Here is a 21,976-nt window from a genome sequence, read left to right as displayed (position 1 = left end):
TAAAGAAAGGGTTAGAAATGGTATGAAAAGCAGAAGGAGGGAAAAACGTCTTTACAAATGGACGATCGGCCAATTAATTCTCTTTTTGACCAGCATCAGTTTCGTCAATTTGTATCTTTTAACAACGACAATAAAAGCCGAAGCAGCAGTGAATGTTTTAGATGTGGAGATTTTAAGCAATTTAACGAGTGCCAATACAAGTGGCACCTCAGTAAGCGTTCCATGGCCAGGCAGCGTGACAAATCGACCAGTGACTTTTTCTATTAAAGGCAACGGCGGGTTGAACGCTTCTGTCAATGTCAGTGGGGAAGATAAATTTGCTTTATTAGCGATCCCAGCAGAATTGAGAACTAGCATTAGTGCCAATGGATCAGCATCGATCAAGACGTCGACCACAGTCAATATGGCCAATGTCCCACTTTTGAATGCGATCTTAACAGCGCTTGATTCCTTGACCAGTTCACTAAATCTCAACCTTGGGATTGTTCAAATCGATTTGACAGCGATCAATCAGCAGATTTCTTTACTAAAGACTGTCGGAAATATTGGGAATGTTGAATTTACTAGTCCGTTGCAGTTTACGACCCAGAAAGAAGCTTTATATGCCAATATGAGTTCGAACCTTGGTGTCGTCTTAGGAACCAATGTCCCGCAAATTCTACGGAATTTAAGTACCGCGATTCAAAATACCCAGATCCGAGTGATCGGCATCGATATTGGCGGCGTCGTGCGCGCATTGCTGCAAGGGTTGCTCAATACTCTACTTAGCACCGTGAACTCAGCATTGAATAATTTGACAACTGTCCAAGAACAGCTGGCGGATGCAGCTGTTTTAGGAGCAACGGATGTTCAAATTCCGACGTTACTTTCAGGTCCGGGTCAGTTGACTGCAAATTGGACTGCTAATTTTTCCGCTTCTGTTTTGAAAGCAAAGCCGACGGACATCAATCTCTTGAACTTTAGTGCGCTAAATATCAGCAGTCGCCAAACCATGATTTATTTCATGGTCGAAGCACTGACGATGGATCGGACGAATCTACCGACTCAGCTGAATTTTGGCCGACATGCCATTCAAACGAAAAAGAGTGAGACGTGGCGGGCAACCGCCAACGGCGATCAAAGCTCAGCTGCTACAACTGGGATTTTACGGATCAATGATACCCGCAATCGGCAGAAAAAATGGCAAGTCAAGGTCAGACAATCCACCAATTGGGTCAATGGTACACGCACATTGCCAGCCGCCGAATTAAGGGTTCAGCTTGGCACTGTCAATTCGACCTTTACGGATGGTCGAGTGGTTTTACCTGATAATGCAACGATTGCCCTGCAGCAAAATGTCGAAAAAAATGTGGTGGCGTTGGAAAATGCGGCATCGACTGGTGGACTGACCGTTAATTTTTCCCAGTTCAATTTATTTGTACCTGAGAAAACACCTAAATTTCAAGGTCAGTATCGCGCCACCGTCGTGTGGACCGTTTCCGATACACCTTGAAAAGGAAGAGCAGAATGAAAAAGAATTCCCTTGTGCTGCTTCTGATTTTGATGATCGGCAGTTTCTGCAGTTTCGTTCCATCAGCAGTAGCCAATACGACGACCGGCAACATTGAGTTTTATGAAGGACCAACGGAAACAGCTAGCAGTGATTCAATTGATGAAGAAATTGAACCACCGCCCAGTCAAGAAACGGTCACTAACGTAGAAGAACCACTGCCGCAGCTTGCTGAAACCAATCACTTTTGGCTGCCCTTAATAGGTGGATTCTTCATTAGTCTGACATTGATCATTTGCATCAAAAAAAGGAGGATGGCAAAATGATTTCAAAGAAATCGGTAATAGGCGCATTGGGGGTATTGACCGCCCTTAGTATTGTGACCACGGTGCAAGCGGACGATACGACCGGTGTCGTAGAATATACCTCTGGTGGCATCGTGTTTGACCCGGATAAAGGCGGGAGTGATCCCAATACGCAGCTACCAACGAATTTAGATTTTGGTGCCCATGAGATCCAAACAGAAAATGCCGAAACGTGGGTGGCTACTACGGATGGGACTGGACTACCTGGCGATGGGTCCACGCTGCAAAGAGGGGCAGTTGCAGTCAGTGATAACCGAGGACAGGCGAACTCTTCTTGGGCAATTAAAGTACGGCAAGCAACCCAATTTACGGCAGGAGACAGTACGTTGGACGGTGCGGTATTAACGGTAGATACGGGTACATTGACCAACAACTTAAGTTCGCCGCCAACCGGAACCAGTGATATTGCCAATGGCGAGCTTGATTTTGCGGCGATCAACAATGAATATGCTTTCTTGACCGCCAATGCTGGTGAAGGGATCGGTGAAACGTCGATGCCTCTAGAACAATTTACCCTTTCGATCCCAGCCAATACGGAAAAACAATCGGCAACCTATCAAACGACCCTCGTTTGGACGATCAGCAGTGCTCCGACGACCCCATAGGTTAGTAGTCATTGCTTAACAGTTAGCAGAAAAAAAGCAGCTTGCCTAAGCGGCTGCTTTTTATGCTAGCTGATTTTTCTTTCCTATTTTGTGTAGAAAGGATCTGACAGGATGCATCAGAACAAACTTCGAGGCAAAGGATTTCAGTATTGGGTAGTAAGTATTCTAACGGTCTTATTTTTCATTGGTACTAGTAGTACGGGGGCAGCAGATTCACTTGATACCTTCGATGTTCAAATCAAATTGCCGGAGTCACAGCGGGACAAAGAGTTAATGTACTATGATTTGTTGCTGGAGCCCAAGGCAGAAGAAAAACTAGCAGTCATGGTTTCCAATAAAAGCGAGCAACCAATCAATCTACAGCTATCGTTTAATCGAGCGGTCACGAACATGACTGGCGTCGTTGAGTACTCTGGGGCAAATGAGGAAGCAACGCCTTCTGCTCCGTACGCGATCGAAGAACTCGTTACTTTGAGTGATGAAACACTTTCATTAGCTCCTAATGAACAAAAAGAAATCATCTTGACAGTCCGGATGCCATCTAAATCATTTGATGGGATTTTGGCAGGGGGACTATACGTACAGCAAACCGGCAGTGAAGAATTTCAAGGGAATGTTCAAAACCTATTAGCAAGAGAAGTGGCGGTATTGCTCCGAAATAAAGAGTCAGACATCCCGCCAGCGGTCCGAATTGAAGAAGCCCATTTGGAAGAGATCAACCGCCGCAATGTCATCATCGTAGCGGTGGAAAATGCAGCAGCCGATTATCTCAGTAAAGCCACGCTTGCTTATGAAGTGTTTCATGAAGGAAAAGCAACAGCCATAAAAGGAGAAAAAGAGATCCAATTAGCGCCCAATGCATTAATGAATTACGCACTTCCGCTGGATGGAAAGGAACTGCTATCAGGAGAGTATGAAATAAAAGCGACCCTCAAAGCAGCCGATCAAGAATGGCAGGGAGAGCCGACCTTCCAAGTTGCAAGGCAAGAAGCGCAAGAAAGAAACGAGCAAGATGTCAGTATTGAAGAAACCGCTTCGCCGATCCTTCTCTATCTATCGATTGGGGGTGTTTTATGTTTGATCATCGCTTATCTGATTTGGCATAATCGAAAACTAAAACGAGCATTAAAAAAAACAGATGATAAAACCCCATGAGCACTTGTAAGAAATTCCTTATTAATATAGAAGGAAAAAAAGAAAACAATTAAAATTCACGGGATGCATGTAAATCAGAAGCATAATAAAAGCAGCAAACAGGCCATTTATTGTTCGAAATAAATGGTTTTTTGTCGTGTCCATGAAGATTCGATATGGTAAATTAAGTAGAAAATTTTTTTGATTGCATCTTGCAGCAGCGAACGATCACTTTTATTTTGATGGAAAATCTTCAGAGGAAACAGTTGATTACCCTTAACCGGACTGCCCAAAGAGAAGGGTAGCTTTTTTTTGCGAAAAAACGAAGAATAAATAACGATTAATATTTTATTTGAACGAAGGTTATTTTTTGAAAATCATTAGAAAGGCTGGGCAGTAGTCGGTAAGTTTTGGAATTGTTAATTAGTTAAACTACTTAAAAAAACATAAGTTTTTATTGTTGTTTGCGCTTTCTGTCTTATAAATGTGTTAAGAAAGCAGTACGACGGGAACTCCTTTACTATAATAGGTTTAGACCAATTATAAAGTCTTTTCTTACTTTGTTTTTAATTTAAACTACCTTTTTTGCATAAACGTTTCGCTAATTCGTTTGAAAGTGCAAGCAGGCATTTTTAATTAAGAATACAATTAGAAATGATGTGAAAAGGAGAATTAAGATGTCTGCAAATTTGAGCAATTTCGCTGTTTATATAGTAGATGACAACTTTTTTAATGGAAATTTGATGAAAAAAATGATCACTGAAAGTCATGTTCCTTATTCTATGGTGGAGATCATTTCACCGGAAGAACTAGATTCTTTTCTTGAAGGGTATCTAACAGATGTGAATGATTTATTTTTATTTTCCATTGAAATGATGGGCTTTGATCGAAGTTTTCAATTAGCAGGGCGATTGAGGGAGCAGTGCAAAAAGTGTCAAATTGCTTTTTATGGTGCCTATGCGTCCAAAATCGAAATCAAGAAACTGAATCTTATCTGTCCTTTAGGAATCATCGATACAGAAGAAAAGGATGTGGCAATGCAGTTAAGAAATTTGTTAACAGAAGCAATTGAAGTGAAACGATCATTGCTGGGAAAAAAACACTTATTAAAAATTGTTAGTAAACGAGAGTTGATGATCGTTGATGCAGAAGCAATCAACTACATAACAACGATCAAAGGTGAGCGAAACCGAATCGTATTCCATCAAAAGAAATCAGTTGAGTGCATTGAAACTTCGTTAAAGGTCATCAAACAGCTAGATTTGCCTGAGTATTATAAAGTATTCAAATCGTACATTATTAATGCGCGACAAATCAAAATGATTGATCGAACAAACAATGTTCTTTGCTTTTTTAATGGGGAAGAATTAGAAGTTGGAAAAAAAATCCGTAAAGCAATCAGTTAAAACTACATATATTTAATGGAGGAAAAAAATGAAAAAGAGAAATAAACGAATTCGTCATGGCATTGTTGTTACCGCTTTAGGTCTGTCCCAAGTGATCACTCCGGTCATGGCGCTTGCGGAAACCACGGAACAGGGACAGACCATTCGTACTTTAGATAACTCAAATCATCTGCTGGAATCAACCAGCGGCGTTGCCAATGAAACAAACACAAGCGACGCGCAAACAACTGAGACTACTCAAACGGATCGTTCTTCAGAAGAAAGCGGCGAAGCAACCTCCAAGACGGATGCAGCAACAACGAGTCAAAGTGAAACGCCTGCTACAACTTCATCAACGCATACAGCAGATACTACAGATTCGACGCAAACAAGTTCTTCAGAAACTGAATCGAAAGAGGCAAAAGGAGCCGAAAAGAGTTCCCGTGTCAGCACCCGCATCAATGGACAAGAGCTTTTAGAAAAAGGCACATTACTGACGATTGCTGGTGAGGAGTTCAGTCAAACGGAAGAAACGCGGATTTTAAACAATAGTCCGGTGAAACTGAAATTAGACTTTGAAATCAATGACGAAGACTACTTAGCCGGTACCACTGCTGTTTTTGACCTGCCGGAAGGCCTTGGTTTTAGTGATATGCAAGGAACAAATGAAGCAATCAATGCTTCGTGGGCAGTAGATAGCGCCGCCCATCAATTAACGATCACCTTTAACCAATCCGTTCATGATGCCTCGTTTTCGATCGAGTTGACCAGTTATCTTTATTCAGAAGACAAGCCTCAGCTAACCATTGAAATCGGCGATCAAAACCAGACAAGCTACGCCATTGATTTGTATGAAGAAGTTGACCCGATTCAATATGTGTCAGAAAAAAATGTCTTTGGGATGCAAGGAATGGTTTACTACAATACTGATCGGACATTATCTGGAACGGAAACTCTTTCACTGCATTTGGTTGATACGCCGGGGGCTTCCTTCAAAAAGATTGAGACCCAACCGTTAAAAGTCTTCAGCTATGAAGTGGATATCAAAGGAAAGATCAAGCCAGAAACACAAACAGCATTGACTGAAGGGACGGACTACACAATCACCTCAAATAGTCTCTACAATACTGCTGTTGAAGTCAAACAAATGGACAAGCAAAAGGCCTATGGTGTTTCTTATCAATTCACGATGAGTTTGACCGCGTTGACGGATTATACTTCTTCTTTTTCAAAAGGGTATCCGACGACCGGATTTGGTTCGGTACAGCTAAAACAAACAGCTGCCCAAAACAGAGGGTTTTCCTTTACCGCAGCAACCAGTAAAGATGAAAAAGAAGTCGATTCTAGGTATTATATGGGGGTTGCTTCTGCCAGTTTTATGAATGGCCTTTCTAAAGGAAACTACTATGTATCAATTCATCAAATGCCGACGGAGATGAAAGCAGGTCAACAAATCATTCTTTCGAGTCAAAACGGACAGCCGATCACGGCGAAACAGTTAACAGCAAGAGACGCCTTCTATCAAAATGTGACTTTTACGGATTATTTTTCTGTCGAAAATAATGGGGACAAACTGATTGTGACGGCCACAAAAGACAGCAATCTCACTCTTGGTTCCACGAACATAACCGTACCCTTTGATCAGAAAGATATCATCCTCAATGTCTCGACACCGTTAATTGCTAATAAAGAATTCAAAATCGTTGAAGACAACTACGTCGAACCAATCAGTGTTCTTAATCCCAATAACGCTGAAACTGCTTGGGGAAATTATGATCAAAATGGTGCCTATGCCAGTGACACTTCAGTCAATATCGAAGGCAGCACCTCACAACCGATCGAAAATTTACAAATGTTTATTGAACATCCCGAGTATCTTTCTTTAAGAAAGGTACCAAAAGTCGGCTTCTATTATACTTTAGGAACTGATTATACGATTGAAGAAGTAGCAGGCGGAACGATGGTCACCTTTACGTCGCCCATTACCTATTCTGTTCAATTTGATATTGGCTTCAATTATGTGCCAGACAGTTTAGCACCGACAAAATCAATTCCTAACGATACAATTCCAATCACGATTTCCGCGACAGGACTTGACACGGTTCATACCTCCGTCTATACCGGAAGAAAACTGTATTCTGAACGCACGCTCCAAAGCAGTAAGAATCAGTTTTTAGTCAACGCTCGTCAAGATACCATCAGTGATTTGACTGTTGAGACCCATGTTCCGAAAAATACGGATGTTGTGTTTTCGATCATCGATGTTTCCAATGAACAAGTCAGTGGCATTTATCCACAGTACTGGGATCGTGGTTATTATGATAATCAAGCCATGAAAGAAAGCGATCCGAATTATCCAACGATCACCCATGATGAGGCAACCAACTATTATACCTTTGATTTTGGGACGACTAACCATCGCTACATCATTTCCTATCGGTACGCCAATGGTTGGCAGGAAATGAGTACGATTTATGTACCTGGTTTTGCAAAAGAGCCGCTATCAAATAATCAGCAAGGCTCAACTACCGTTTCGGTTTCCAATACAGCGACGGATATTATTGGGATTACTCAAAATACCGTGAATAATACAAAAAACATGACTCAGGTCAAGGTCACAACAAAAAATATCGATGATGGCTCGAAAAAAGTAGCAAATCCAACGATCCTTCTAAAATCATTGGGAAATACCAATGGTGAAATCGATCTTAGGTCAATCAATGTTTCAAATGTGCCAGACGATAGCTACGAAATCAAAGAAATTGACGGAGACGTACAGCTTGTCTTTTCAAACTATGTTTTAACGAAAAATATCGAAATCAGTTACAACGTACTTTCACAAAACGCCGGCCAAATCTCAGCTTCAGCAACGATCGTTTCTGATACGATTGATACCTTGTCGGAAGCCAAACGGACGGCTACTTCGACGGTGACTAACCTGCAATTTTCGGCAGGTGATTCAAACGGGATCATTTACAAAACTAGTGCGTCACTTGATGTTTATAATACCGAAGAACCAACTCAGAAAATTGCAGGCGTTACATTGATGCTTTGGAATCAGTTGACTGGAGATGTTATTTCTGTTGTAACGGATGAGAAGGGAGAGTATCAATTAGCTGATATTTATACAGGGACCTATATGCTTTATGTTTCCTACGTCCCAGAAGGTTACGTCATACCACAGGAACTTCAGCTTGGTAAAGAGGTGCAAGTGAACCGGACGGGCAATCATCTTTCTGTCGGCATCACACCAGAAGAAGACTTGTCGACGATCGACGCCAAAGATAGCACGATCTACGTGGGAGATGAATGGCATGCTGAAGACAACTTTGTTTCAGCGACAGACAAGCATGGCAATGCGTTGACCTTCTCGGAAATTACCGTCAACGGTGAGGTCGACACATCTAAAGTCGGCACTTATGAAGTCAAATACATGAATGGCAACGTGAGCGAGACAGCGACGATCACTGTGGTGGCCAACCAAGAAACGGTGGCAGCCAAAGACAGCACGTTATATGTGGGCGATGCATGGACAGCAGCTGATAATTTTCTAGCGGCAACGGATAAAGACGGTAACACAGTGGCAATCACAGAAGTGACCATCACCGGTGAAGTTGACACGGATACACCTGGAGAATACCAAGTAATCTATCGTAACGGCAAAGCCGAAGCAACAGCTACGATCACGGTCTTAGCAGACCAAACTTCGGTTAAAGCCAAAGACAGCACCTTATACATCGGGGACGACTGGCATGCGGTTGATAACTTTGTTTCGGCAACGGACAAAACAGGAGCGAACGTTCCATTTTCAAATGTGACAGTTAGTGGAGCCGTGGATACTTCCAAAGAAGGCCAATATTTAGTGGTTTATCAAAATGGCAATCAAAAAGCAGTCGCCACGATCACCGTGGTTGCCAATCAAGAAACAGTCGTTGCCAAGGATAGTACACTTTATGTTGGAGATGCGTGGGAGCTTGCGGATAATTTTGTTTCAGCAACGGATAAGAAGGGACAACCGTTAAGCTTGGCAGAAGTCACCACCAGTGGTGACGTGGATACGAAAGTACCAGGAGAATACCAAGTAATCTATCGTAACGGCAAAGCTGAGGCGAAAGCGACGATCACCGTGATAGCTGATCAAACATCAATTAAAGCTAAAGATAGCACCTTATATGTTGGTGACGACTGGCAAGCAATCGACAACTTTGTTTCGGCAACGGATAAAGCAGGAGCAAACCTACCATTTTCAGCAGTGACCGTTAGTGGATTAGTTGATACGAGCAAAGAAGGTCAGTACAAAGTTACTTATAGCAATGGTAAAACAGAAGCTATTGCTACGATCACGGTTGTTGCGAACCAAGAAACGGTGGCAGCTAAAGATAGTACGTTGTATGTAGGTGACTCATGGGAAGCCGCGGATAATTTTCTTTCCGCAACAGACAAAGACGGCAAGGCATTGCCGCTAACAGAAGTAACCGTTGATGGCACAGTTGACACCTCTAAAGCAGGCAGATATGAAGTGGTTTATCGCAATGGCAAAGCCGAAGCGACTGCCACGATCACCGTGTTAGCTGATCAAACGAGTGTCGAAGCCAAAGACAGTACCCTATACGTCGGCGATGACTGGCAAGCTGCCGACAACTTTGTCTCAGCCACAGACAAAACGGGAGCAAACCTACCATTTTCAGGAGTAACCGTTAGTGGCTCAGTCGATACCTCCAAAGCAGGCGAGTACCCAGTGGTTTACCAAAATGGTCATGTCAAAGCAACGGCGACGATTACAGTCGTTGCGAACCAAGAAACCGTAGTCGCTAAGGACAGTACGATTTATGTGGATGATAACTGGCAAGCTGCCGACAACTTCGTGTCAGCCAAAGACAAGGACGGTAATGAGCTAAAACTTGCAGATATCACAACAGTAGGTACAGTCGATAGCGCCACACCAGGGAAATATGAAGTGATTTATCGCAACGGCAAAGCCGAAGCGACTGCCACGATTACCGTGTTGGCAGATCAAACGAGTGTCAAAGCCAAAGACAGTACCCTGTATGTCGGCGATGACTGGCAAGCTGCCGACAACTTTGTCTCAGCCACAGACAAAACGGGAGTAACGGTTGAACTATCAGGAGTAATCGTTACTGGTACCGTCGATACCACTCAAGAAGGCACATACGAAGTCACTTATACGAATGGAAAAGTCAGCGACATAGCGACAATCACTGTGGTTGCTCACGAAGAAACGGTCATAGCAAAAGACAGTACGATCTATGAAGGAGAGAAGTGGCAAGCCGTCGATAATTTTGTCTCGGCAACAGATAAAAGCGGACAAGCAGTCGATTATGATCAAGTATTGACTAGCGGTACAGTCAATACTGATGTGCCTGGAAAATACCAAGTAACCTATCGCAATGGCAAAGCCGAAGCCACTGCCACAATTACCGTGTTGGCAGACCAAACCTCTGTGACTGTGAAAGATAGCGTGATTTATGTTGGTGACAACTGGACAGCTGCCGACAATTTTGTCTCCGCTACAGATCGTGATGGTAAGACACTTACGTTGGAGCAACTACTGGTGGACGGTTCGGTGGATACGAACAAAACCGGAACCTATCAAGTCACTTATTCAATCGTAACCGATGAAGCAGCAACTCCTAACTTTTTCGCACGCTTATTTGGTACTGACTCACAAGAAGCAGTCACCGCCACAGCGACGATCAAAGTCATTGAAAAAGCAGAAGAACCAGAGGAAAATGATCAGCAGCCAGAGAAAGATGATTCTAATAAAGGGCAAGAAAAACCAACGGATGCAGGACAGCCTGGTAAACAAAGCAAAGCGACCGCAAAGGACAAGCGGGTGTTACCAAAGACCGGTACAGCCATCACTCAAGGCTATTCGATTGCAGGAGTGAGCCTTATTGCACTAGCGGGGATCGTCTTCTTTCGTAAGAAACACACGAACAAAAGCAGAAAAACAAAATAAGTCTCAATGACTCTAACAGCGGATATCCTTCACGATATCCGCTGTTTTTTTTTCTAAAAAAAACCTGCTGTATTGCGGTTTTCTTGTCTGATAAGCAGCCGTATAAAGAAGATGTAAAGATGCTAGCAGAAGATTTACACTATTTTTATTTCTTTTTGCGTATGCTTACGTCATGAAGGAGTGAAGAATATGAATCTTGTTTTAGGAATAATCGGAGTGATCGTAATGATCTATCTCTTTTGGTACTTGTTTGAGGGGGGAGAACGATGAGTAGCTATTTTGTGCAAGGCTTTTTATTTTTACTGATTTTACTAGCAGCAGCGGTTCCTTTGGGCTGGTATATCAAAGAAATCATGCAAGGGAAAACACCGCGATTTGTCCGCTTTATTCAACCCATTGAACGGTTGACCTATCGAGTGATTGGTTCGGTCAGCAAAAAAGAAATGACCGCCAAAACCTATCTATTCTCAGTCTTGGCCGTCAGCGTCTTTTCCATCATCGGATTGACCGGATTATTGATGGTCCAGCACTGGTTACCGCAAGGGGCGGCCGTTGAGAATTTGTCCTTTGACTTAGCATTGAACACAGCCGTCAGTTTTGTGACGAACACGAACTGGCAAGCTTACGCTGGGGAAGAAGCACTGACCAATCTTTCCCAAGCATTAGGATTAACGGTGCAAAATTTCTTATCTGCGGCAGTCGGACTAGCAGTACTGTGTGCCTTGATTCGTGGTCTGCAGCAAAAACAAAAACGAACGGTAGGAAATTTTTGGCAAGACATCACCCGTTCCTTGCTTTATATCCTTTTACCACTCTCATTGATTTTAGCGATCTTGCTCCTGTCTCAAGGCGTCGTCCAAACGTTGAGCAGCGGCGTTGAAGTCAATGGATTTGAGGGGGAATCCTTTTGGATGGCGCTCGGACCGGTAGCGAGTCAAATCGCCATCAAGCAATTAGGGACCAACGGCGGTGGGTTCTTTGGCGCCAACGCCGCCCATCCATTTGAAAATCCAACGATGTTCAGTAATTTTTTAGAAAACTTAGCGATCTTGTTGCTGCCAGCTGCTTTGATTTTTGCCTTTGGCTTTTGGATCAAAGAGTGGAAACAAGGACGTACGATCTTGATCACCGCAACCGTCTTTTTGATCCTGGCTTTTATTGGCGTAGTGATCAGTGAAGCTTATGGACCGCAATTCAGTCAAGTGCTTGGAACGGCCAATCTAGAAGGCAAAGAAGTTCGTTTCGGTATCGGTTGGTCGAGCCTCTGGGCAGTGAGTACCACCGCCGCTTCCAGTGGATCAGTCAATGCCATGCTGGATAGTTTCACACCACTCGGGGGTGCAATCCCGATGTTCTTGATGCAGCTGGGGGAAATCATCTTTGGCGGTGTTGGTAGCGGACTTTATGGCATGATCGCTTTTCTATTATTGACGGTCTTTATCGCTGGTTTACTCGTGGGACGAACACCAGAATATATCGGCAAAAAAATCGAAGCCTTTGACATTAAAATGACGAGTATCGTTATTTTGACGCCATTGCTATTGACGCTTTTCGGGGCTATGTTGATGACCTTGCATCCTGACATCATGAGCTGGCTAACCAACCAAGGCGCCCATGGCTTTAGCGAACTGTTGTACGCAGCAACTTCCTTCAGCAACAACAACGGGAGTGCCTTTGGCGGCTTGACCGCAGATACTGTTTTCCTAAATAGTTTGGGTAGTATCTTGATGTTCGTTTCACGTTTCGTTCCCATCGCAGCCATTTTATATCTGGCAGAAAACATGGGGGCCAAAAAGAAAACCGTTCGTAATGAAGGAACCTTGTCAACCACGAGTCCAGTCTTTGTCACGATGCTGATCATTGTGATCATCGTGATCGGTGCACTGAGCTTTTTACCAGCGATGGCTTTAGGTCCAATCGCAGACTTCTTTACAACGAAATAGGAGAGAGAAAAAATGAAAAAAATCTATCAATGGGCGATCGGCGAATCCTTTAAGAAATTGGATCCTCGCCAACAAATCAAAAACCCCGTAATGTTTGTGGTTTACTTAGGGGCGATCTTGACAACGATTTTATGTTTTCAAGAACAAACGGTCCCGTTGTGGTTTAGCATCAGTGTGACCGTCTTCTTATGGTTGACCTTGTTGTTTGCCAATTTTGCCGAAGCAGTGGCAGAAGGGCGCGGCAAAGCACAAGCGGATAGTTTGAAGCAAGCAAAAAAAGAAATCATGACCTACAAAGTCATGTCCTTGGAAGATGTAGCGAAAGAGGCTTTTATCGAAGTCCGTTCCTCCGATTTGAAAAAAGGCGACTTGGTGTATGTTCCATCTGGCGAACAAATTCCTGCCGATGGGGATGTCGTGGAAGGTGCTGCTTCGGTGGACGAAAGTGCCATCACAGGAGAATCAGCACCTGTCATTCGTGAATCTGGCGGCGACCGCAGTGCAGTCACGGGAGGAACGTTAGTCGTTTCCGATTACTTGGTCATCAAAGTGACCGCTGAAAATGGCCACTCCTTTTTGGATAAGATGATTGCGATGGTGGAAGGGACACAGCGGAAAAAAACACCCAATGAGATTGGCTTGCAGCTGTTCTTAGTGACACTGACCATCATCTTCTTAGCTGTTTCCATCACATTGATTCCTTTTACCGATTTTAGCAGTCAGTTATCTGGTCGGGGAACGGCGATTTCCAGTGTGATCGTGATCGCTTTATTGATTTGTCTTGCACCGACCACGATCGGCGCCTTGATTTCCTCGATTGGGATTGCTGGAATGAGTCGTTTGACCAAAGAAAACGTCATCGCCATGAGTGGCCGCGCGATTGAAGCAGCAGGAGATGTAGATGTTTTGCTGCTGGATAAAACAGGGACCATTACTCTGGGAAACCGCCGTGCCAGTGAGTTCTTGCCGGTACCGGGGGTCACCGCCAAAGAGTTGGCAGATGCAGCGCAGTTGGCATCTTTTGCCGATGAAACGGCGGAAGGCCGCAGTATCGTGATTTTAGCCAAAGAAGCCTTCAATATTCGTGAACGGGAATTTCAGCAAGCTGATGTCCATTGGATCGATTTTAGTGCCAAAACACGGATGTCTGGGATCGACTATCGTGGTGATGAGATCCGTAAAGGAGCTGCTGATACGATCAAGCAATACGTGACGGCAAAAGGGCAGATCTATCCCACTGCATGTGACGAGATCGTGGAAAAAGTCGCTAAAGCTGGTGGAACCCCATTGGTCGTAGTGAAAAATGGCCAGGTACTCGGGGTCGTTTATTTAAAAGACATCGTGAAAAACGGCGTCAAAGAAAAATTTGCCGACATGCGAAAGATGGGCATCAAGACGATCATGATCACTGGAGACAACCCTTTGACGGCAGCTGCTATTGCTGCCGAAGCGGGCGTCGATGATTTCTTAGCCGAAGCAACACCAGAAAACAAAATGAACCTGATTCGCGAATATCAGGAAAAAGGGCATTTGGTGGCGATGACGGGGGATGGAACCAACGATGCACCCGCACTCGCCCAAGCCGATGTGGCAATGGCGATGAATACCGGTACGCAAGCAGCCAAAGAAGCAGGGAATATGATCGACCTTGATTCCAGCCCAACCAAATTACTGCAAGTAGTCCAAATTGGTAAACAGCTGCTGATGACCCGTGGGGCATTGACGACCTTTAGTATCGCGAATGATATCGCCAAATATTTCGCAGTGATCCCTGTCCTGTTTTATGCGATTTATCCAGAACTTGCAGCGCTGAATATCATGAATCTTGGTAGTCCCTTAACGGCGATTTTGTCCGCAGTCATTTACAATGCAGTCGTGATCATCGCCTTGATCCCTCTGGCGTTAAAAGGGGTCAAATACCAAGAAAAACCAGCCAGCCAAATGCTGCGGCACAATCTTGTCGTCTACGGCCTAGGCGGCATCATCGCACCATTCATTTGTATTAAGCTAGTAGATTTGCTTTTGTCAGCTGTTCTACTATAAGAGAAAAGAGAAGTCCATCAGAGTCAAAGAGTCATTTAGGAGGAAAACATGATGAAGAATACCCTCTTTGCCAGTATCAAATTTTTACTAGTTAGTACCGTGCTATTTGGCGGTCTCTATACATTATTGGTCACCGGTGTCGGACAAGTCTTTTTTGCCCATCAAGCCAACGGCAGTCAGATCGTGGAAGACGGAGCGGTTAAAGGGTCTGAGCTGCTTGCACAACCCTTTGACCAAGCGGGTTACTTCCAAGGACGTGATCAAACCGTTTCACAATTGTCGCCCTATGATCCGACCCAAAAAAAGACTGTAGCTGAGCGGACAGCGGCGTTACTGGCAGAAAACCCAATCCAAACCAGTGTGCCGATCGATCTCGTGACCGCTTCGGGTAGTGGCGTTGATCCTGATATCAGTGTCGAAGCGGCACTTTTTCAACTGCCGCGGATCGCTGACACAAGAGGCATCGATGAACAAACAATTCATGATATAATAAACAGAAATAAAGTAGCTGATCTGTTCTCCACGAGAGAATATGTCAATATCATGACCTTGAATCAGCAGCTCGATCAATTACCCGAAGAATAGGGGGAAGCATCTATGAGTGAAAACAACCAGCAGACGATCCCAGAAGAGATGCTGCTGCAAGCCGGATTTGGCCCCAAACGTGGCAAGCTGCGGGTATTTTTCGGTTTTGCTGCCGGTGTCGGAAAAACCTATACGATGTTAACCGAAGCCCATGAGTGTTTGCTCATGGGCAAAAATGTGGTGATCGGCTATATCGAACCCCACAAACGTCCCGATACCAATCGATTGCTTGAAGGGTTACCACAAGTACCATTAAAGCAATACCAGCACAAGCAATTGACCCTATATGAGCCGGATATCGATCGACTGATCCAACTAAAACCAGATATCGTCTTGATCGATGAGTTAGCACATACCAATCCCATTGGTGCGCGAAACAAAAAACGTTACCAAGATGTTGATGAACTTTTGCATGCAGGAATCACCGTCTACACGACCATCAATGTCCAGCATATCGAAAGTCTGAATGACATCGTGGAAAAGGTCACGGAAGTGGAAGTCAGAGAAACTGTACCCGACACCTTTTTCCAGCACGCCAGCTTACGAGTGGTGGACGTTGAACCAGACGAACTGATTGATCGGTTGGAACAAGGCAAAATCTATGCCGATGAAAATGCCAAGCGGGCACTAAAAAACTTTTTTACGCCAGAAAAACTTGATCATTTACGTGGATTAGCGATCCAAAAAGCTTCCAATCATATCAATCAAATGAACGGCGGTCGAAAACGAGTCCAAAGCAAGCTTTTGACGATTATTGATGATCGCTTGCCGAAAATGGCAGAGAAATGCATTCGTTGGACCGCCCGCTTAGCCCAAGGAGTGGGGGCGGAATGGACGGTGATTCAAGTTCGATCGTTAGATGATACACCTACCGAGGTGCCATTGGCAGAGCGTTTGGGAGCAGAAGTCATCAACATCGAAGCGGATGACAGTTTTGAGACCATCGTAGAGTATGCCAAAATGACGGGTGCCAGTGACATTATCATGGGGAAACAGGTTTCTCAGAAGTGGTTCCAAAAATTGTTTGTCGAGGATTTGGAAGACCGCTTGATTCGGCGCCTTGATGATATTGAGATCCATTTGATTCCTTTTAAAGAAAAAATGCAGCGACCACGGCTGACGTTTTCGCAATTATTTGAAGGCGGCGGTCGAGATTTCAGCTTGACCTTTGGGCTGATCATGCTCGCTACCATAGTGACAGAAGGCATGCAGTACTTACATTTCGGCGATCAGAATTTGATGCTGGTTTATATCTTTTTTGTTCTCTTAGTGGCACGTTACACGAGTGGCTATCTATGGAGTGCCATGGCATCAATCATTAGTGTCCTTTCTTACAACTGGTTCTTTGTCGAACCTTTGTATTCCTTGACGGTCTATAAAGCAGGCTATCCAATCACATTAGTGATCATGCTGATCGTTGCCTTAATGATCAGTAATTTGATGGTTCGATTGAAGACCCAGGCAGAAAATGCCAAGGAAAAAGAGCATCAAATGGAGATATTGTATGAGTTGAACAAACAATACATGGAAACGCGGAATGAGCAAGACATTTATGAAAGTACGACCACCTATTTGGCACGCTTACTCCAGCGAGAAGTGGCGTTATATGACAGAGAAGGTCACTTGAGAAGTCTGCATTCTTCAAGAGAAACATTGTCTCAACTAACTGGCAAGGATGAGAAAGCCGTCGCTTTTTGGGTCGTGAAAAATCAAAAAGAAGCCGGTCGCGGCACAGATACTCTGATTGGTGCCAATGGATTTTACTTGCCGATCGTTTTAAACGGCAAACCACTAGGCGCCCTTGGGGTAGAACGCAACGAGGAGCATCAGTTGGCCAATAGTCAATTGAATTACTTGCGCCTTGTGATCACCCAAATTGCTACCGTGTTGGAGCAAGTCTCTCTGGCGAGTGAGAAAGAACAGATCCAATTAGAAAACGAACGGGAAAAAGTCCGCAGCAATCTACTGCGTGCGGTTTCTCATGACTTGCGGACGCCACTGACGACGATTTCTGGCATTGCCGAAACATTGAGCGAAACCGAAGGCGCGATCAAAAAGGAAACGAAACAAAAGCTGCTAGGAGATATCCAAAGTGAATCCCAGTGGTTGATCCGCATGGTCGAAAACTTACTGTCGGTGACCCGCATCAATTTGACTAACATGGCGGTCAAGCGCAGTGAAGAACCAATCGAAGAAATTATCGAAGCGGTTTTAACGCACCTAAAAAAAGTCTATCCGCAACAAAAAATCATCGTGAAGATGCCCGATCAGCTGATTTTTGTCAAAGTCGATCCAATCTTGATCGAACAAGCCTTGTTTAATTTGATTGAAAATGGCGTACGCCATGGAACCGCCGATACACCGATTTTCTTGCGAGTTTTTCAGGAGCAAGAAGTGGTCATTGAAATCGAGAACCAAGGGGAGATCCCCTTAGGGCAATACCAAAAAATCCAAGCGAATTTGACTAATGACACCGAAGTGCCGGTGGATTCCAAAAATGGACTAGGCATCGGACTGAGTATCGTTAAAACCATCATCCATGCCCATGAAGGCAAATTGGCGATCGAAACGAAAGCTGGCAGTACCATCTTTCGTATTTATTTAAAGCAGTAAGGAGGAAGAGCATGCAGCGACATTTTTTATTGATTGAAGATGATTCGAATATCGTTGATTTTATGGAGGTCGTCTTGCAAAGAGAACACTACAACTTTACGTCAGTTGGCACGGGCATGGAGGCATTGATGCTCTTGCAGGAAGAAACTATCGACTTCATCTTGCTGGATCTGGGCTTACCGGACATTGACGGCATGGAGCTGTTAAAAATCATTCGTAAGCGCATGAACACACCGATCATCGTGATCTCTGCCCGCAAAGATGAACAAGACAAAGTGCAAGCGTTAGACCTCGGTGCCGATGATTATGTAACAAAGCCCTTCAGTACCAATGAATTATTTGCCCGTATCCGCACGGCATTGCGGCACAAGGAGTCAGCTGCCTTTAGCAGCAGCCCGATTCTCGTAAACAAGGAGTTAACGATCGATTTTGAGAAGAAAATCCTGTACAAGAATCAAAATGAGATCCATTTGACCAAAAACGAATACCGCATCATGGCAGTTATGTTCAAGAATTTAGGCAAAGTCGTCACTTATGATACGCTCACCAGCGAAGTTTGGGGACCTTTTGCAGCGGATGCACAAACCTTACGAGTCAATATCTCAAACATTCGCAAAAAAATCGAAACCAATACGCTGCAGCCAGAATATTTGATCACTGAAATCGGCGTCGGGTATCGCTTGCGGGAGTATCCAGCAGAATCTTCTGTATAAGTTCGATTCAATCCTAAACAGCCTCCTCCTAAAATTTAGGAGGAGGCTGTTTACTTTCATTGCATCAATGACCATAGTATCCACTGCTTTATACCATTTGACAGTGCCAATCCAAGGGAAGATGGGACTGCACGAAGGGGAAAATAATCAATCATGTTGCTCATTCAAATTTTGTATATTTGTCCTATATGTATTGCTGGGAAATATGTTGTTTGATCAGTTATACTTTTTTTATTAAACAGTTTCCAAAGGGTTCGTTAACTAACAGGTAGAAAAAAATAGGAAAAAGAGCAGCATCAACGATGCCACTCCATGGAGTTTTCGATTTCATTGGTATCAGAATCCAGTTGTTCAGAAACGATGGTAAAGCCGTTTTTGAGATAAAACGCAATAGCAGCTGTATTTTTTTTGTAGACATTCAGAGTCAGCTTCTCGTGTTCTGCTTGTGCTTTTTGTAAAAGCTGCTTGCCAATGCCGTGGGCACGATAGTCTTTCAAAACGAAAATACCAGCGATATAATCACCCAACATCCCGATGAAGCCGACGGGCTGATCATCCACCGAATAGGTGTAAATAAGGGCATCAGAGAAGGCTTTTTTCACAAAATCATAGTTATCTTGCCAATGGGCAGCCGAAATAAAGTCATGGGCATCCAAATTACTTTGCAGCCAAATCTGGGCGATGGTTTCTAATTCAGAATCAGTAAATTGGGTCACTTGTTGTATCATGAGAACCTCCGTTTTTATTCAGTATAGCATAGGTCCAGTACTGATTGCTGCGAATCGCGGCACTTTCGTAGACAATCGGTCAGGAGACAAACCGCTTGATAAGTAACGAAGGTTAAATGACGAAGAAAAGCAATCTTTTTCGTTGAAATATTCTAACAATTTTGTTTCAGCTAGATGTCAATTTCTTGCAGCCAGATGTTATTTGTGTGAAAACAGCCCCAAGAATGAAATCTTTCGGTATGCTAGAGAAAGCGATAAGACACATCTAGTTAAGGAGAAAAAATGAAAAAGACACTTTTGGTTGCAAGTTCACTTGTTTTGCTGACGCTGCCTGTCGTGACGGTATCCGCAGACAGCTTTGATCAGAAGATCCAGCAGCAAAATGAAAAAATCAGTGACATAAAAAATGAATCTACCTCATTAGAATCACTGAAACGATCCACAGAGGCAGAGATTCAATCGATTGAAGGAGAAATCCAAGCAATCCTACAAAAGAAAACGACGACGGAAGAAGAAGTCAATGCCTTGGCACAAGAGATCCAAGTCCTTGAAGAAAAAATCATCAAGCGCACAGAGGTACTGGCGAATCAAGCGCGTGACATTCAAACGTCGGAACCTTCCAATCGGTTGTTCCAAAAAATCGTTGATGCTGAATCCATCGGAGAAGCCATTCAACGGGCGATTGCTTCAGTAACGATCATGAATGCCAGCAATAGCATCGTCGAACAACAGCAAGAAGATATCGCAATGAGCCAGAAATTGGAAAAAGAGTTGCAGGAACAATTGGTTGCGATCGAAGAGCAGTCAAGCGCATTGCAAGGAAAACAAGCGGAATTAGCTGATGTCAAATTGAATCAAGAAGTTGAACTAGCGGACCTTGCCTTGGCATTGAACACCGAAGAAGAGAAAAAAGACCAATTGGAAGCGGACCAAGCAGAAGCAAAACGGCAACGAGAAGCAGCGTTGAAGCAACTGGCTGAGCAAGAAGCACAAGAAGCAAAAGCGCGCAAAGAAGCAGAAGAAGCAGCAAAACGCCAGCAAGCAGCAGAAGCCGAGTCAGCTAAAACTGCTGAAAATCCTGCCGTTCAACAAGCAGCAGTGGCAGCAGCACAGCCGAAGACGGAAGCAGCAGTGGCGCCAGAAACATCGGTGGCGCCAGAAAAAACTGTAGCTACTCCTGCACCTGTGCAGCAAGCAACTGAGCCAAAAGAACAAGCAAGCACAGGTGGATGGCAAATGCCAGTCGATTCGGTTCATATTTCGAGTCGTTTTGGGTATCGAACAGATCCAACAGGGGCATCAGGAAATCAACATAATGGCATCGACTTTACCGGGGGGACAGGAACACCGATCTATGCGATTCAAGCAGGCGAAGTTGTCGAAGCGGGCTATGGTCCGTCAACTGGTAACTATGTGATCATCAAACATGCCAATGGCATTTACAGCTACTACATGCACTTTAGTACACTGCCAGCTGTCTCGGTCGGACAAAGCGTCTCAGCTAGACAATATGTAGGCGGTATGGGAACGACTGGAAATTCAACTGGCGTCCATCTACATTTAGGGATGTCAACAAGCTTATGGTCAGGATTCTTTGATCCGGCACCAGAATTGGGCTTATAATAGTCAGAAAATCCGCAGAAGCGAACAGGCTTCTGCGGATTTTTTGGTTGCTATTCTTTTACGAAGTCTCAATTGGCTCAGCGCCAAAAGCGGGTCATCTCCGCTTTGTCTTTCAGGTTGAAAGCGATCATGTCTTCAATCAATGCTTGATCGATCGGCTCAGTCCACTTGATGCGAAAAATGTTATCCGTATGGCTGTAGCAAGCTTTTTCAATGGCATCGATAAACTGTTCAAGACACTTGGTTTCTGGAGAGACAGAAAAGTGCGGTTTTGAAACGCTGAAACCGATAATAAAGGTTTCATGGGCGGTGAACATCGGCTGATTCCATTTAATGACTGGAACGAGGTCAGGAAATTTCTTGGTAATAGCGGCAAATAAGGCACGCAGTTTTTCTTGTTTTACTAAATCTTCAATGCTGGTTAAGTAAGTTTCTAATACATCCATTGGGAGATCTCCTTTCGTTTTAAGGAACGAGTACAGGCAATGTCGATTAATAAAAATAACGCATGTTTGAAATCAACTATTTTGTTACTTAGAGTGTACTGTAAAGTTAGTAAGTTGACAAACCTGTTGCCTTGCATGGGGGATAAAGCCTTCAGAAACAAACATTTTTTGCAAAAAGTAACGCTAAAAACAACTTTTTTCTGCTCGAACAAAAGCCAAACATCAGGAACATTCCAGTATTATCCTGCACGGTTCCTTGAGATCAGCTTAACTTTTCAGAAATAACAAATGAAAAAGCAGATTATTTTCAGAGAAAACTTTCAA

General features: G+C 43.9%; 14 protein-coding genes. 12 read left to right on the top strand and 2 right to left on the bottom strand.

Features of this window, described 5'->3' with window-relative positions; genetic code table 11:
- The first annotated feature begins 22 nt into the window (after positions 1 to 22).
- The 11 genes from IGJ12_RS10830 (at position 23) to IGJ12_RS10780 (ending at position 18,855) form a co-directional block, all read left to right on the top strand.
- Positions 23 to 1,492 carry an adhesive domain-containing protein gene (locus IGJ12_RS10830; RefSeq protein WP_430619004.1) on the top strand — a complete coding sequence of 490 codons (1,470 nt, stop codon included), beginning with the start codon at positions 23 to 25 and terminating at the stop codon, positions 1,490 to 1,492.
- A 14-nt stretch (positions 1,493 to 1,506) separates the two neighbouring features.
- Positions 1,507 to 1,815, top strand: a complete 309-nt coding sequence (locus IGJ12_RS10825) for a hypothetical protein (protein ID WP_016620539.1) — start codon at positions 1,507 to 1,509, stop codon at positions 1,813 to 1,815.
- Positions 1,812 to 2,459: a WxL domain-containing protein gene (locus IGJ12_RS10820; protein WP_005235021.1), complete on the top strand. Its 648-nt coding sequence runs from the start codon at positions 1,812 to 1,814 to the stop codon at positions 2,457 to 2,459. The genes IGJ12_RS10825 and IGJ12_RS10820 overlap by 4 nt, the downstream gene beginning before the upstream one ends.
- Before the next feature lie 111 nt (positions 2,460 to 2,570).
- Complete coding sequence (locus tag IGJ12_RS10815; RefSeq protein WP_008378736.1) at positions 2,571 to 3,614, top strand: DUF916 and DUF3324 domain-containing protein; 1,044 nt, start codon at positions 2,571 to 2,573, stop codon at positions 3,612 to 3,614.
- Positions 3,615 to 4,270: 656 nt separating this feature from the next.
- Entirely contained in the window at positions 4,271 to 4,999 is a 729-nt protein-coding gene (locus tag IGJ12_RS10810) for a LytTR family DNA-binding domain-containing protein (protein ID WP_005235024.1), read from the top strand.
- Between the two features lie 28 nt (positions 5,000 to 5,027).
- Positions 5,028 to 10,958 (top strand): bacterial Ig-like domain-containing protein, encoded by a 5,931-nt coding sequence (locus IGJ12_RS10805; RefSeq protein ID WP_430619003.1) that lies wholly within the window; start codon positions 5,028 to 5,030, stop codon positions 10,956 to 10,958.
- A 266-nt stretch (positions 10,959 to 11,224) separates the two neighbouring features.
- On the top strand, positions 11,225 to 12,901 hold the full coding sequence (kdpA, locus tag IGJ12_RS10800) for a potassium-transporting ATPase subunit KdpA (protein WP_008378734.1): 1,677 nt from the start codon (positions 11,225 to 11,227) through the stop codon (positions 12,899 to 12,901).
- 12 nt (positions 12,902 to 12,913) lie between these two features.
- On the top strand, positions 12,914 to 14,944 hold the full coding sequence (gene kdpB / locus IGJ12_RS10795; RefSeq protein ID WP_005235034.1) for a potassium-transporting ATPase subunit KdpB: 2,031 nt from the start codon (positions 12,914 to 12,916) through the stop codon (positions 14,942 to 14,944).
- 48 nt (positions 14,945 to 14,992) lie between these two features.
- Positions 14,993 to 15,529 (top strand): potassium-transporting ATPase subunit C, encoded by a 537-nt coding sequence (locus IGJ12_RS10790; RefSeq protein ID WP_430619002.1) that lies wholly within the window; start codon positions 14,993 to 14,995, stop codon positions 15,527 to 15,529.
- Positions 15,530 to 15,541: 12 nt separating this feature from the next.
- A complete protein-coding gene (locus tag IGJ12_RS10785; protein ID WP_194199543.1) occupies positions 15,542 to 18,142 on the top strand; it encodes a sensor histidine kinase in 2,601 nt (866 codons plus the stop codon).
- A gap of 11 nt (positions 18,143 to 18,153) precedes the next feature.
- On the top strand, positions 18,154 to 18,855 hold the full coding sequence (locus tag IGJ12_RS10780) for a response regulator transcription factor (protein ID WP_016613477.1): 702 nt from the start codon (positions 18,154 to 18,156) through the stop codon (positions 18,853 to 18,855).
- Positions 18,856 to 19,151: 296 nt separating this feature from the next.
- Here the strand turns inward: IGJ12_RS10780 and IGJ12_RS10775 are convergent, their stop codons facing one another.
- On the bottom strand, positions 19,152 to 19,583 hold the full coding sequence (locus IGJ12_RS10775; RefSeq protein ID WP_005235070.1) for a GNAT family N-acetyltransferase: 432 nt from the start codon (positions 19,581 to 19,583) through the stop codon (positions 19,152 to 19,154).
- Between the two features lie 282 nt (positions 19,584 to 19,865).
- On the opposite strand from IGJ12_RS10775, the gene IGJ12_RS10770 reads away from it, so the two are divergent.
- Positions 19,866 to 21,206 carry a peptidoglycan DD-metalloendopeptidase family protein gene (locus IGJ12_RS10770; protein ID WP_086373109.1) on the top strand — a complete coding sequence of 447 codons (1,341 nt, stop codon included), beginning with the start codon at positions 19,866 to 19,868 and terminating at the stop codon, positions 21,204 to 21,206.
- 77 nt (positions 21,207 to 21,283) lie between these two features.
- On the opposite strand, the gene IGJ12_RS10765 is transcribed toward IGJ12_RS10770, so the two are convergent.
- Positions 21,284 to 21,652 carry an iron chaperone gene (locus IGJ12_RS10765; RefSeq protein ID WP_430619001.1) on the bottom strand — a complete coding sequence of 123 codons (369 nt, stop codon included), beginning with the start codon at positions 21,650 to 21,652 and terminating at the stop codon, positions 21,284 to 21,286.
- Positions 21,653 to 21,976 lie beyond the last annotated feature (324 nt).

The sequence above is a fragment of the Enterococcus sp. DIV0802b genome (assembly GCF_050543535.1).
Taxonomy (GTDB): domain Bacteria; phylum Bacillota; class Bacilli; order Lactobacillales; family Enterococcaceae; genus Enterococcus_D; species Enterococcus_D entomosocium.
This window is presented reverse-complemented; position numbering and strand designations above follow the sequence as displayed.

Bases quoted from the DNA above. Each gene is read 5' to 3' on its own strand.
- IGJ12_RS10830 (WP_430619004.1), top strand. From the start codon at position 23: ATGAAAAGCAGAAGGAGGGAAAAACGTCTTTACAAATGGACGATCGGC.
- kdpB (WP_005235034.1), top strand. From the start codon at position 12,914: ATGAAAAAAATCTATCAATGGGCGATCGGCGAATCCTTTAAGAAATTG.
- IGJ12_RS10815 (WP_008378736.1), top strand. From the start codon at position 2,571: ATGCATCAGAACAAACTTCGAGGCAAAGGATTTCAGTATTGGGTAGTA.
- kdpA (WP_008378734.1), top strand. From the start codon at position 11,225: ATGAGTAGCTATTTTGTGCAAGGCTTTTTATTTTTACTGATTTTACTA.
- IGJ12_RS10805 (WP_430619003.1), top strand. From the start codon at position 5,028: ATGAAAAAGAGAAATAAACGAATTCGTCATGGCATTGTTGTTACCGCT.
- IGJ12_RS10770 (WP_086373109.1), top strand. From the start codon at position 19,866: ATGAAAAAGACACTTTTGGTTGCAAGTTCACTTGTTTTGCTGACGCTG.
- IGJ12_RS10810 (WP_005235024.1), top strand. From the start codon at position 4,271: ATGTCTGCAAATTTGAGCAATTTCGCTGTTTATATAGTAGATGACAAC.
- IGJ12_RS10790 (WP_430619002.1), top strand. From the start codon at position 14,993: ATGATGAAGAATACCCTCTTTGCCAGTATCAAATTTTTACTAGTTAGT.
- IGJ12_RS10775 (WP_005235070.1), bottom strand. From the start codon at position 19,583: ATGATACAACAAGTGACCCAATTTACTGATTCTGAATTAGAAACCATC.
- IGJ12_RS10780 (WP_016613477.1), top strand. From the start codon at position 18,154: ATGCAGCGACATTTTTTATTGATTGAAGATGATTCGAATATCGTTGAT.
- IGJ12_RS10825 (WP_016620539.1), top strand. From the start codon at position 1,507: ATGAAAAAGAATTCCCTTGTGCTGCTTCTGATTTTGATGATCGGCAGT.
- IGJ12_RS10765 (WP_430619001.1), bottom strand. From the start codon at position 21,652: ATGGATGTATTAGAAACTTACTTAACCAGCATTGAAGATTTAGTAAAA.
- IGJ12_RS10820 (WP_005235021.1), top strand. From the start codon at position 1,812: ATGATTTCAAAGAAATCGGTAATAGGCGCATTGGGGGTATTGACCGCC.
- IGJ12_RS10785 (WP_194199543.1), top strand. From the start codon at position 15,542: ATGAGTGAAAACAACCAGCAGACGATCCCAGAAGAGATGCTGCTGCAA.